Here is a 12,298-nt window from a genome sequence, read left to right as displayed (position 1 = left end):
ATGGCACCCCAAACAGGCAAACCCATGGAAGCCGCGCACACACGTGAGCCGATTGGACTAAGGATTGCCTGGTAACCGTTGGTCACTAATAGTGAGATGATCTCAATGCGGCTAGTGTGATCACGACGCAGAGCCATTCTCTCTATATCCTCGTTTGCCAGACTGAGCCCTCACTGTTTCGGCAAGCTCGTGACCGTGCCTCGGCGTGAGGGTGCAGGCGCGGCCCGCAAGGACCGACCGTGGAGCCTGCCGCTGGAGGACCATGCTCTGCCGCTCGCGGTTTAAGAACTGCAGCCGCCGAAGGCAACTTCCGCTAGCGCTCCCCGTCTCAGTTTCCGTCTCGTTCACTGCCGTACTCAGTCGTTCATCCGCGTTCTCGGTGAGGGAGAGAGGCACATTTCGCACGGTGGCGAACGCGCAGGAACGACTCTGGACCGTGGTCCGGCCAGTGGCGACAGACCTGCAAAGCGAGTTATGCCAATGGGTTCCAACGACCGTCGAGGCCGAGTGCGGGCGGGGCACGCTGGCAGCATGCTCGTTGGCGCTTGTAGCTGGGGACACCTCGTCGGGGCGCTCCGCGCACGGTATGCGATAGACATGACCCCGGACAGGAGCTGCAAACCAGGAAGTGCCAGGTCAGAACTCGTTTGCACGTCGCCTACGGCATCCCCTCCGGAGCCGTGTGCGCAGGTTCGAATCCTGCCGGGGGCACTCCAGCCAGACCAGCACCGCAAGGCCGCTGACCTGCCGAAGTGCCAAGCATGAAGGCCCGAACTCAGTCCCACTGAGTCCGGGCCTTTGTCGTTGCTACGCACTGGTCCCGTGTGAGGGGCGTGTGGGCCGCGCGTCAGCCTGACGCATCGCTGATCACCCGTCGGGCGCGCTCGTAGAACTCCTCGCGAGTGCCGTCCAGCCCAGCGGCATCGGGTCGCCTCGTGAGATTCGACAGCGCCTCAGCAGTGCCGGCCGCCCAGTCCCCGTAGGCCTCGAAGACGGCGTTGGCGCGCTGCCGGAGTTCCAGGTCAGGCATCACCTCGATGACGGGCAAGGCGTCGTCATGGTGCCGGCGGACGATCGCGGAGCACTCGTCGTACAGGAGCGTGGCGGCCAACGTGTCCGCAGCCTCCGTCGCCTCACCGATCTTCGCCCGGAAGTCCTGGAGCATCTTCGAGATCGTCCTGGAAGTGGCGATCACCTGCTCGCGGATGCGCTGCTCGTGCGTCAGCTTGGCCTCGTGCTCGCGCTTCGCAGCCTCCTGGACATCGGCGTGCTGCTGCCTCCTCTGCTCGGTCCGCCCGGTGAAGTAGTGGGTGATCCAGGCCGCGGCGGCCGAGCTGATGAGCACAGCTCCGGCAGAGATCGCCGCCGTGACCCACTGACTGTCCTGCACCACCGTCGTGGTCACGTCACCCGTCGTGGTGGCCGTCCGCCCGCCACCGCACCCCGGATATGACCGTCAGAAGCCCCAACAGCCCCAATCGGTGCACCACTTGTCGCATGACCGGCAGATTAGTGCGGACCGCTCCTTGCAGTCCGCGAGGTCTGCTCGCACGAGCCGCGTGTGAGTAGACCTCTGCCCCACCCTCCCAACAAGCACAAAGCAGGCACCTCGACCAGGACTGCAGCAGGGGAACGGAGCGTCTAGGGCATGCGCGTGCGCGCTAAGCAACTACCCGTGTACCGTATGCGGGCCTCGCGCGTGAACAAAGGAGAGCGACGGGTGCCGAATCCCTTCCCCTCGCTGAAGTCGCAAGCCATGCTGCGAGTCCTGCTCGGACTTGGCTACATGATCGTCCGGCAGAGAGGGTCCCACCGCCGCCTTGAGGCGGACGGAATGCCGCCGCTCACGTTCGCGTTTCATGACGGGGCCAGCTTGTCCCCCGGTGAAGTGCGAGACATCCTGGTCAAGCAGGCAGGGCTCTCAGAGGACAACGCACTGAAGGCGGTGGGCGCGAAGTGACATACGACCTCATCCACCTGCTAGTGCGCCAAACATCAGGTGGCCTGTACGCAACGTCCCCCCAGGCCCCCGGCTTCACGTTCGGGCGCAAGTCCCTAAAGGAATTGCGAAACGATCTGGAAGACGCATTGAGCTTCCACTTCGATAAGCCAGGACCATTCCACGTCCTGGAGCATCACGAACGTCACTACGTAATTTCCGGCGGCGAACTCGTAACACGCATCGCCAACGATAAGTACAAGGATGATAGGGAAGCCGTTTATGCTCGCCTTGGTGAAATCATCAAAGATGACAGGCAAGCCAAGGCTCTAGCTCACGGCGTTACTAATCCTGTCGGCGAGTCGGTGTACGTGTGCGCTCTTCCACAGGACACCGTTGGCTGGCTAATGGATCAGCTAGATGAAAGAGGCGACGCAGTATCAGCTGCCGTACTTGTGGCGGACAAGATGCTGCTGACTCTCCCGATCGCCTACGGGGATTCTTATGGGGAGATTGACGGCACTTTCACACTTGCCGAAAGCAGCTTCAACCACACCACGACCCTCAGTGAGATCATCCAGGCCACTAATGTTGTGACGCCTGTCCCCCTAAGGCCGATCACTCGAAAGCCAACAACAAACATTCCCTAGAATCGTAATGGCGCGGCGACCTCCGCGAGCCGGAGTGCGGAGGCCGCCTGCCGTCACATGGTGATTTAGCAGCTCAGTCAGTGGGCACTTCAGCCCACCCCATGGCAGCAGCGATTTTCTGGTTGTTCAGCTCCTCATAACCATCGATATACCCCTCGTAGCGGCGGTGGATGACCTCAGGCGAGTTGCCCGCGCGGCGGGCGACCTCGGCGACCGGGACCCCGGCATTCAGCCAGTTGGTGATGCAGGTGCGCCGCAGGTCGTACGGCCGCCGCGCGAGCAGTGAGGCAGCCCGGTTAGGAGGCAGGGCGAATGTCCGTGCCTCCTGCCAGACCGGGACGAATGCATGAGCGCACCGTCGGCGTCACGTGCGCCAGGGCTGAGAACTCCCCTGCCTTGCCCTCGAGTATGGAACGTAAGCCAACGGCTTCCCCCAGCGCTCAGCACCAAGCCATGGATGTCTCGCTCACTCCGTACAGATTGTGACGAGAACCCGCCACTCCAGATAGAGCGCAATTCGGCCACAAGTATGAATTTCGACCGAATCAGACGGTTCGGTGTCTGTCTGGGCGCCGGGTGCTGAGACGACCCACCGTGTGAGTGACGCGTGAGCTCACGCGCAAGGGGCGTACCGGTTCGCATTTGCGCAGCCAGATGGCCCTTTCGGAGGGCTCTCGATCACGCCCGCCGGAGCCGTGTGCGCAGGTTCGAATCCTGCCGGGGGGCTTCGCAGGAAGTGCCCAAAGACCCCGCCATCAGCGGTAACGCTGAAGCCGGGGTCTTCGCGTATGTGCAGCCATGTGCCAGGCCAGGCAGCCCCATGACAGCCCCTGCGGCCTGTGCGCGGCCTGGGACTCTCCACAACTGTTCAGGGCAGCCCGGGAACACGAGGCCCCGGGTTTCCCCAGGCACTTGGTGTATCGGCCGAGGAGGACCTCCACGCTGTTGCTCACTTGCGCCGCGGACTTGGTCGGGGTGGCAGCCGTGTTGAGCCAGGTGGGGAGCGCGGGGTGCCGGAGGTCGGGCGGCCGCGTCAGAGCCGGGAGCAGCGTCTCCTGCCAGGCCCAGCAGGTGGGGTTGGGCGCCGACTTCCGAGCGGGCCCACGACTGCCGCCGAGGGTTTCCTGCATAACGGACGAGGGAAACGTGAGCGCATGGGTATTCCAATCAGATTATGCTGGCCTTAGGAGTCGTTACCGCCCTCGTGGCAATTATCGGCTATTGGTCGAATCAGCACATGAAGCGTCGTGAAGTGAGATCCCAGATGTACGCCGCAGCTATTCAGGAGATACACGCTTACGAGGAACTCCCTTATATCATCAGGCATCGAAGGGGCTCCACCAGCGAGGTGAGGACAGAGATCGCAGAAAAAATGAGTGCGACGTTTTCCGGGATCAACTACACCAGACGTTGCTGACCATGGACTCTCCCGTTGTCGGGCAGGCGTACGCGGATTTGTTCGCTGCCACGTGGCGACACGGAGGGCCGCACCGAAGAGAGGCATGGAACACAGCACCGGTCACTTCCGACGATCAGATGCCCGGCGGTGCTTATTTCCCTTACGACAATAGTCGTGAAATCGCCTCGTGTCTGTTGGCCATGAGGCGTGAACTCTCTCCGTGGGGGTGGGTCTTCCGCCGGTCCACGCGACGCCGGATAAGGGGATTGCGCGACAGCCGCCCCTCCTGGTGGGAGCCTGAGCACATGCGACACAGGCGGACGCAGCTTTTCAGCAGCGACAACTGAGCAGTTGACACGTGCTCGCGACGCGGGCTCGGTCGGGTCGTACACAACCGCTGACCGAATGGTCCGCCGGAATTGCGGTGAGTGTCCTTCAACGGAGGGGGCGCAGGACGGCTGTGTAGTTTTCTCCGCCGTACAGGGACTCGTAGTGGATCGTGAGCGCAAGACGACCGTTGATCAGGTCGGCAACTTCGGCGTGTTCCTGGGGGCTATAGCTTGGAACGCTCAGCAAGTACTGTTCGTAGTCGGTCGCGATGATCTCGGGCTCGTTGAAGGTCACAGCGGAGGGACGCACCGTCATTCCTTCGCGGACGCGGTCGACACCGGGTTCGTTCCACGCCCCGATCACTTCGCCGTCGACGGTGAGGGTGCTGCCGACGATGACCGCTGGACCGAGCCCGGAGTTGATGAGCCGGATACCCGCTCTTCCTCCTGCCGGCCAGCCTCGGTGCAGTTGGAGTATCGGACGCACCGAGTGACGGTTGTGTTGCCGCATCGCGCGCGTCTGGTAGACCGAGACGACCAGCGACGCTACAGCGATCACGACCGCGCATATTGCCGTGACGGTCTCTGCTTTCATCCGTCCCCCTGGTGAAGTCTCTTTGCTCAGACAGTATCCGAAGCGATCAACGTGCCTCAGTCTGGAGCCAGTTGGGGTAGCTGTTACCCAGGAGGCACGAGGTGCGGCGTCCGGAGCTGCGTACCGGGGCGCGGTCATGCGGCGAGCCAGGTGCGGCGGTCTCGGGCGACCGCGTAGATCTGGTCGACCTGAGGGGTGCTGAACACGCCCGCGAGGGGGGCGAGGGCCGCGACCTCGCGTTCCCGGTAGACGCGGATCGTGAGTTGCGTGGCGACGACGTCGAGCGTGAAGACGTCGACGAAGACCAGGACCGGTTCGACGGGGACGGCGAAGTCGCAGTGCTCTTCGAGGACCTTCCGGGCGCGTTCGGCCTCTGACCGACTCTTGATCCCGTACGGCTGGGCCTTGCCGCCGTTGACCTTCACCATGTCGTCCCCGACCCAGACGGTCTTCTGCGGATGCCGCTTCGTGTTGACGGTGAAGACCCCGCCGGGGCCGATGAGCAGGTGGTCGATGTCCACCTGGCGCGGCAGGGGCACGGAGTGCAGGACGCGCCACCCCTGCCGGGTGAGCCGGTCCAGTTCCTCGCCGACCCGGCGCTCGCCGGCCAGACCGGTGCGCCACGAGTCCCCGTCCGTCCCGCGGCGGAGCAGCCGGGCGACCGCACGCCCCAGGAGGCCGGGCCCCGTCTCCCCGAGGCGTTTGCGCAACTGCTCGCCGGGGCGATGGGAGGCGAGGTCGTGCTCCGGTGTCAGCGGGGGCAGCGTCGGCCCGGGAAAGGCGTCGGCGTCGGCGGCGGCGTCCGGGGCGTCCGGGGCGTCTGACGGTACGTAAGCCGACCGGCGAGCCAGCGCGTCCAGGACGGCGTCCCCGTAGCCGGTGCGCAGGAACGTGATCCGTCCGGTGGCGCGGTCCGCCCACGCCACCGCCGTCCCGTCCGGCAGGTTCACGTACAGGCGGTCGTGCCCGTACCGCTTCCACGCGGTGACCCGCAGTCCGTCCACCCGTCCCCCCGACGCTCACGGCGACCCCTCGAGCCATGGCAGCAGCGGGCCCCCGCCCCCACAAGGGCGCGCGCGGGTCGCAGGCGTTCGCGCCCCCGCGCTCAGGTGAGGGTGTTGGTGAGGTGGGGGCCTATGTAGCCGACGAAGATGCCGTGGGTGGCGCAGGAGGCGTCGTGGTAGTGGAGGCGGGGGGCGACCGTGTTGCCGCCTCCGATCCTGATGTGGGCGCCCATGAAGACCTTGCGGGTGGGGTCCACGTAGTCCGGTACGGGGAAGGTGCGTTCCCTGCGCCAGTCGGTCTTGCTCTTCACCGACTTCGACTCGTCCCGGATGATCTTCCGCGGGGAGATGGCGTGCATGCCCTCGGGCACGTCCTCGCACCACTGTTTGAAGTCGCGGGAGGTGTCGCCGCCGGCCGCGGCGTCGGCGTAGTCGCGGAGCGCCAGCAGGGCGTCCCAGGTCATGCGCCCCCAGGACGAGCCGTACGCCTGGTCGTCGAGTTCGAGGGTGATCTTGCGGGAGCCGGTGAAGTGGACGCGGGGCATCTCGGCGATCCGGGCCAGGATCTCTGAGAAGGACGCCGGCTCCGCGGGTCCCGGCTCGACCGGCATGTACGCGGCCTCGCCGGCGTGGAGTACCACGAGCCTCTTCTGCAGGGCCCGTACCTGGGCCTTGGCGCGCTGGAGGTCCCGGTACTGCTCGTCGTACTCGACCGTCAGCAGCGATTCGCCCTGCCGTGCGCTCTGCAGTTCCTGCTTCAGGTCCCGGATCTCGTCGGCCCGGACCCGCTGCTCGCGCCCCGCCTCCTCCAGGATCTCGAAGAGGGCGTGGTTCTCGTCCTTCAGCCGTTCCAGCTCGGACGTCCCGGCGCTCTCCTTGGTGCGGGCGCGCAGGAGCGGAACGGAGTCGAGTGCCGGCGGCAGCGGGGCGTGCGTCGCCAGGCTCTGCGGCAGCTGGGCGAGGAGGTGGCGGGCGCGCGCCGGGCTCTCGGTGACGGCCTTGCGGGACATCACGCGGTGGCGCTGCCCGTCGGCCGCCCAGGCCGGGTCCACTCCCGGCAGGTAGGTGCGGATCCCGCCGGCGAAGACCTGGTGGTGTTCCAGGGCGCGGTTGAAGCGCGGCTCGGCCTCGGGCGCGAGGACGTAGAGGACGGCGAGGCCGGCCAGCGGGCGGACCAGCGGGTCCACGGTGTCTTCCAGCCACGCGTCGAAGTCCACGCCGTACGGGGTGCTGGCGACGACGACGGGCAGGCGCCGCCGCTCGTCGCACAGCTCGTCGATGACGGAGTCGACGTCGTCGACCTCGATGACCTGCGGCATCCGCGTCACGTCGGCGAGCCCGTCGCGCGCCTGGAGTACGTCGAGCAGGTTTCCGGCGAGCCGGGGCGTCTTGGCCGGTACGGGAAGGGCGTGGGGGTCGTCGGGGAGGTGCTCCACGTCCAGCTGGACCCAGGTCGGTCCGGCTCCGGCCTGCCGGATCACGACGGTCGTCTGCCAGGTGCCGTCCGGGGTGGTCTCCCGGAGCCGCCAGCGTCCGTACGTGCCCGACGCCCCGGTGGCGGAGTCGTGGTCGAGGGTCACGCCCCGGGCTATCTCGTTGCGCCCCTCGGCGAAGGCGTCGATGTCGTACTGCTTGGGGGGCTCCTTCAGCCAGTTCCGCAGCCGGTCGTCGACCCGGGCTCCGGTTCCGACGTAGTCGAGTCCGCTGGTGACGACCATGCGGTAGCGGCGGGTGTCCACGTGGCGCGTTCCTTCCTTCCGTACGGCGGTGCCGTCAGGGCCCGGTGGTGGCGGACGGCATGGCGCGCAGGAGTTCCGTGACGTCGGCGTGCCAGGCCTTCACCTCGGCGGGTGTGGGCGGCAGTTCGTAGGTGTGGTGGTGGCAGGCGGCGCTGAGGGCGGACCAGACGACGTACCACTGGCGGGCCACCGAGGGGTTCACGTACCAGTCCAGGCAGAGCGCCTTGGTCCGGCCCCTGCTGTGGACCATGCGGGGGCTGACGCTCCGCCAGAAGTCGTCCATGGCCTCGTCGAGGGCCAGCCGCAGCAGGGCGGCCGCGGCGCGGGCGCGCAGGCCGGGCGCCAGGGTGTGCGGGGTGCCGGGCGGGGGCGTGAGCAGGTCGCCGGCGGCGGCCACGAGGGGGTGCGGGGGGCGGGTCACCGGTGCTGCACCGCCCTCGCCAGCCGCTCGGTGTCCCGGACCAGGTCCAGGGGGGCGCGGGACGGGTCGGGGGCCTGGTGGGCACCCGCGTTGCACCGCTCGATCAGGAGGCGTGCCCACGGGCCGTGGTCCTGGGCGACCGCGGCGAGCACCTCGGCCGGTGCCATCGCGCTGTCGTAGAACGCGAGCGCGGCCAGCTCGGTGAGCTTGTACGTCCTGCCGATCCGCGCCTCGACCTCGTCGTGGCTGTGTCCGTCGGCGCGCAGCCGGCGGCGTGCGGGCTCCAGGTACGCGGCCTCCAGCGCTCCCCGGCACATCTGGGGCAGCACCCGGTCGGCGACGTCCTGCGGCAGGTTGCGGTCGCTCGCCACGGCCCGGGCCTCGCCCAGGGCGAGGGAGACCGGGTCGTCGGTGCGGGTGACGCGTACGACGGAGTCGGTCTGACGGGAGACCTGCATGATCGTGGCGGGCACGCGCAGGTGACGGATGGCCTGCTGGAGCCGGGTGTCGTGGGTGAAGACGACCACCTGGCGGTGGCGGGAGTGGAGGTGGAGGACGCGGGCGAGTCCTTCGACCTTCTCCGGGTCCATGGACTGCACCGGGTCGTCGATCACCAGGAAGCCGAAGGGGCTGTCCGGGTGGGTGGCGCGCGGGAGGAACAGCGAGAGCGCGAGCGAGTGGAGTTCGCCCTGGCTCATCACGCCGAAGGCGGGTGCGTCGATGGTGTCCACGGAGGCGTCGAGCACGACCTTGCGCTGGTTGGCGGTGCCCGCGAGGCCGATCGAGCCGAGCGAGACGCTGCTGCGCTCGCACAGCAGCTTCCAGATGGTCTGCGACTGGTCGGCGAAGGGCCGCAGCCGTTCCTCGCGCAGCTCGTCGGTGACCTTCCTCAGCCACGCCCGCCCGTCCTTGATCTGCTTGACGAGCGGCCGGGCGGCCTCGGCCCGCTCCAGCTCGCGCAGGCATTCGGTCAGGCGCAGGGCGAGCGGCTGCCACCGGCCGTCCTGCTCCGCGACCCGGTCCGCGGCCTCCTCGCTCAGCTGGCGGCAGGCGTCGGCCATCGCGGCGGCCACGCGCTCGACCCGGTCCGCGAGTGCGCGCGGGTCGTTGACGTCCCGGCAGCCGGCCCAGTCCTGCCAGAGCGCGGCGAACGGCGAGGCATCGCCGTGGAGCCAGGCCGGAACGGGCTGGACGAGGTCCCGTACGGCCCGCACCGCGGCCGCCAGGCCCGTACGGGCCGTCTGCGCCTCGGCGGCCTCCCGCCGGAGCCGTTCGACCTGGTCCCGGGCGCGCGCGGACCAGCCCTCGTCGAGGCGGTCTTCGCCGCCGCACACGGGGCAGTCGGCGGACCGCGGGTGGCGGCGGCGGTGGTCCAGGGCGCGCTCCAGCAGTTCGATCAGCTGCCGGGCGTCCTCGGCGGTGCCGAACCGCGCGTCCTCGGCGACGGCGGCGGCTTCCCGGAGCCAGCCGACCGCGCCCGCGATCGCGCGCGGGTCGGGGCCTTCGAGGCCTGCGAGGCGGCGCAGCCGGGCGAGTTCGGCGCCGTCCGTCGCGATCCGGCCCTTGAGCAGCGCGCGTAACAGGTCGAGGTCGGGTTGGCGTCCGCCGAGCGCCGCCGCGGCCTCGGCGGCGCGCGGGTCGTCCGACTCGGACAGTTCGGCGATGACGGCGCGGACCAGGTCAGCGGCGCCCGTCACCGTGTCGGTGAGCTTCTTGGCACGGGCCCGGGCCTCGGCGTCGGCGTCGGCGAGCGGGTCCAGACCGAGGATCTGCGCGATCGCGTCGTGCAGGGCGCTCGCCCGCCCGTTGATCATCGCGCCGAGCTCGCTGTACGAGAGGAACGGCCGGTAGGTGGTGAGGTCTTCGGCGTCGATGACCTCGCGGGGGTCCTGCCCGGGTCCGCCGGGGCGGTGGGCCACCGTCCGGGAGTCTTCCAGGCCGTTGCCGTGCCAGCTCCTGCGGACCGTCAGCGGGGCGCTCCCGCCGTCGGTGAAGAGCTGCACGGACACGTGGGGGGCGGTGGGATCGTGAAGGTTGCGCCAGCCCTCCTTCCAGACCTGAGTGCGGTCCTGCCAGCGGAAGTTGTCCCCGGTGAGCACGATCTCGGCCGCCTCGGCGAAGCTCGACTTCCCCGAGCCGTTGCGGCCGGCGATCACGGTGAGGCCGGGGCCGGGTGCGAGGTCGAGCGTCGCGGCCGGCCCGATGCCGCGCCAGCCGGCGGCCGAGATCGACCGCAGGTACACCGGCCCGGCCCGCCCGCCGCTCCTGGTCCGCACCTCGGGCAGCAGCCCGGCGACGAGCTCCCGCGTCGCGGGGGCCAGCCCGGAGGCCGCGAGGCGGCCGAGTACCAGGTCGCGGAGGGAGGGGTGGGACTGGTCGGGCACGGCGGCTCCTTGCGGTGGCGCGGTCCTTGCTGTGGCGCGGTCCTGGCGGTGGCACGGGCCCTTGTGACGGCACAGGTCCCCCTTGTGGCGCACGGGTGTCCCCGTCGTGACGGCAGGTCCTTGTGACGGCACGGGTCGGGTGGCGGTCCGGGGCCGGCGCCGGCGCCGGTCGGGCTGTGCGCCCATGGTGCCCGAGTCCACCGCCCCCGCGAGGCGAAACCGACCGGCGGGCACGAAGCAGCCGGCCGGTTCCCCGCGTGCGGGCCGGGGGCCGCGGTTCCGGTGGTCTGTACGAGGGAGGTGGGGCGGGGTCTGTGGGTTTGGGGGGTGGGTAGGGGTGGGGGGCGTGCTTAGGGTGGTTCTGAGGCCGCATTGTGCCGTTGACCTGGTGCTTTGCGGGGAGTGAGCTCGGAGTGGATGGGGCGGCACAGATGCGTGAGCTGGTGGAGACGGCACGGCAGTGGGTGGCCGAGGGGCGGGCGGGCCACCTGGCCCGGCCGGTGACCGAGCAGGGGTTCGGGCCGCGGGATCCGGCCGGGGCCGTTCTCGTCGATGCGCGGGGGGAGTGCGTCGGCTCCCTGTACCGGGGGGTCTTCGACGCCGAACTGATCGCCGAGGCCGGGGCCATGCGGCCCGGGGACACCGCGCGGGTGTGCGAGGTGTCGGTGCGTCTGGCCGAGGCCGTGGAGGCGAAGCTGACCTGTGGCGGCCAGGCCGAGGTCCTGCTCCAGCCCTTGTCGGCGATTCCGGCCGAGTGGTGGGAGCTGCTCGGCGAGGGCGTCGGCGTGGCGTTGGTGACCCGGCTGAACGAGGCCGCCGACCAGGCCTCCAGTGAGATCGTCCGGGCCACCGACGTGCCGCGCGACGATGCCGGGCGGCGGGCCGGCGAGCTGCTGGCCGTCCGGCGGCCCGGACGGGACGCGCTGTACGGGGAGTCCGGCCTGGTGCTGGTCGAGGCGCACCCGTCGGCCCCGTACGTGGTCATCGGCGGCAACGGCGAGCTGGCCGACCTCATCGAGCGGCAGGCGCTGCTGCTGGGCTGGGAGGCCGCGCTGGTCACGGGCCGGGAGGAGGCCGCCAAGCTGATCGAGGCGCGCCGCGACGCGGCCTGCGTGGTGATGCTGAGCCACGACGAGGAGTTCGACGTGCCGACGCTCCAGGTCGCGCTGGCCGCGGGGGTTCCGTACGTCGGGGCGCTCGGCTCCCGGCGTACGACCGCGCGGCGGCGGGCGGGACTGCTCGCCGCGGGCGTGAGCGAGGCCCGGCTGGCGCGCGTCCACGGCCCGATCGGCCTGGACCTGGGGGCCCGTACGCCGGCGGAGACCGCGCTGGCGATCTGCGCCGAGATCCTGGGGGTGCTGGGGGCCCGGACGGCGGGTGCGCTGCGGGATTCCGAAGGGCCCATCAACGCCTAGTGACCTGAGTCAGAGATTCGGTGGCAGTAGGCGGCGACTCTGTCGAGGATCTCGTCGGCTGTCTTTGTCCAGACGAAGGGCCTGGGTTGGTCGTTCCAGTCGGCCAGCCAGGACCGGATGTCGCGTTCGAGGGCTTGGACGGAGCGGTGGACTCCGCGCTTGAGTTTCTTCTGGGTGAGCTCGGCGAACCACCGTTCCACCAGGTTCAGCCATGAGGCACTGGTGGGTGTGAAGTGCAGATGGAAGCGCGGGTGGATCAGCAGCCACTTCTTGATGTCGGGTGTTTTGTGGGTCGCGTAGTTGTCGAGGATCAGATGGACCTGGAGGTCGGCCGGGACCTCCTTGTCGAGCTTGGTCAGGAACTTCTTGAACTCGGCGGCCCGGTGGCGGCGGTGAAGCGACCCGATGACCTTGCCAGTCGCC

The 12,298-nt window shown here is 69.1% G+C and carries 10 protein-coding genes and 1 pseudogene; 4 read left to right on the top strand and 7 right to left on the bottom strand.

Annotated elements, in window-relative coordinates; translation table 11 throughout:
• Positions 1–135 precede the first annotated feature (135 nt).
• Positions 136–279, top strand: a pseudogene (locus tag ACFYP3_RS00055) (IS5/IS1182 family transposase); the annotation flags it as partial.
• 568 nt (positions 280–847) lie between these two features.
• Here the strand turns inward: ACFYP3_RS00055 and ACFYP3_RS00050 are convergent.
• Positions 848–1,405, bottom strand: a complete 558-nt coding sequence (locus ACFYP3_RS00050) for a hypothetical protein (RefSeq protein WP_388824288.1) — start codon at positions 1,403–1,405, stop codon at positions 848–850.
• Positions 1,406–1,720: 315 nt separating this feature from the next.
• Here ACFYP3_RS00050 and ACFYP3_RS00045 point away from each other — a divergent pair, with 315 nt between their 5' ends.
• Positions 1,721–1,960, top strand: coding sequence for a type II toxin-antitoxin system HicA family toxin (locus ACFYP3_RS00045; RefSeq protein WP_388824285.1), 240 nt, complete (start codon positions 1,721–1,723; stop codon positions 1,958–1,960).
• Positions 1,957–2,589, top strand: coding sequence for a hypothetical protein (locus ACFYP3_RS00040; RefSeq protein WP_388824282.1), 633 nt, complete (start codon positions 1,957–1,959; stop codon positions 2,587–2,589). The genes ACFYP3_RS00045 and ACFYP3_RS00040 overlap by 4 nt, the downstream gene beginning before the upstream one ends.
• Positions 2,590–4,423: 1,834 nt before the next feature.
• Here ACFYP3_RS00040 and ACFYP3_RS00035 read toward each other — a convergent pair.
• The 5 genes from ACFYP3_RS00035 to ACFYP3_RS00015 form a co-directional block, all read right to left on the bottom strand.
• Entirely contained in the window at positions 4,424–4,912 is a 489-nt protein-coding gene (locus ACFYP3_RS00035; protein WP_388824279.1) for a hypothetical protein, read from the bottom strand.
• Positions 4,913–5,046: 134 nt separating this feature from the next.
• Complete coding sequence (locus tag ACFYP3_RS00030; RefSeq protein WP_388824276.1) at positions 5,047–5,916, bottom strand: nuclease-related domain-containing protein; 870 nt, start codon at positions 5,914–5,916, stop codon at positions 5,047–5,049.
• 101 nt (positions 5,917–6,017) lie between these two features.
• Entirely contained in the window at positions 6,018–7,655 is a 1,638-nt protein-coding gene (locus ACFYP3_RS00025) for a hypothetical protein (RefSeq protein ID WP_388824273.1), read from the bottom strand.
• Between the two features lie 34 nt (positions 7,656–7,689).
• Positions 7,690–8,076 (bottom strand): hypothetical protein, encoded by a 387-nt coding sequence (locus tag ACFYP3_RS00020; protein WP_388824270.1) that lies wholly within the window; start codon positions 8,074–8,076, stop codon positions 7,690–7,692.
• Positions 8,073–10,460, bottom strand: a complete 2,388-nt coding sequence (locus ACFYP3_RS00015; protein WP_388824267.1) for an AAA family ATPase — start codon at positions 10,458–10,460, stop codon at positions 8,073–8,075. Before ACFYP3_RS00015 ends, ACFYP3_RS00020 begins: the two co-directional genes overlap by 4 nt.
• Positions 10,461–10,891: 431 nt before the next feature.
• Here ACFYP3_RS00015 and ACFYP3_RS00010 point away from each other — a divergent pair, with 431 nt between their 5' ends.
• Entirely contained in the window at positions 10,892–11,875 is a 984-nt protein-coding gene (locus tag ACFYP3_RS00010) for an XdhC family protein (RefSeq protein ID WP_388824264.1), read from the top strand.
• Here the strand turns inward: ACFYP3_RS00010 and ACFYP3_RS00005 are convergent.
• A partial coding sequence (locus tag ACFYP3_RS00005) for an IS630 family transposase (RefSeq protein ID WP_388824261.1) occupies positions 11,872–12,298 on the bottom strand: 427 nt, incomplete at its 5' end. The two genes, ACFYP3_RS00010 and ACFYP3_RS00005, sit on opposite strands and share 4 nt — an antisense overlap.

The sequence above is a fragment of the Streptomyces sp. NPDC005533 genome, assembly GCF_042871845.1.
Lineage (GTDB): Bacteria > Actinomycetota > Actinomycetes > Streptomycetales > Streptomycetaceae > Streptomyces.
This window is presented reverse-complemented; position numbering and strand designations above follow the sequence as displayed.

What these genes read in the sequence shown, in the direction of transcription:
- ACFYP3_RS00010 (WP_388824264.1), top strand. Translation starts at nt 10,892, where the DNA reads ATGCGTGAGCTGGTGGAGACGGCACGGCAGTGGGTGGCCGAGGGGCGG.
- ACFYP3_RS00035 (WP_388824279.1), bottom strand. Translation starts at nt 4,912, where the DNA reads ATGAAAGCAGAGACCGTCACGGCAATATGCGCGGTCGTGATCGCTGTA.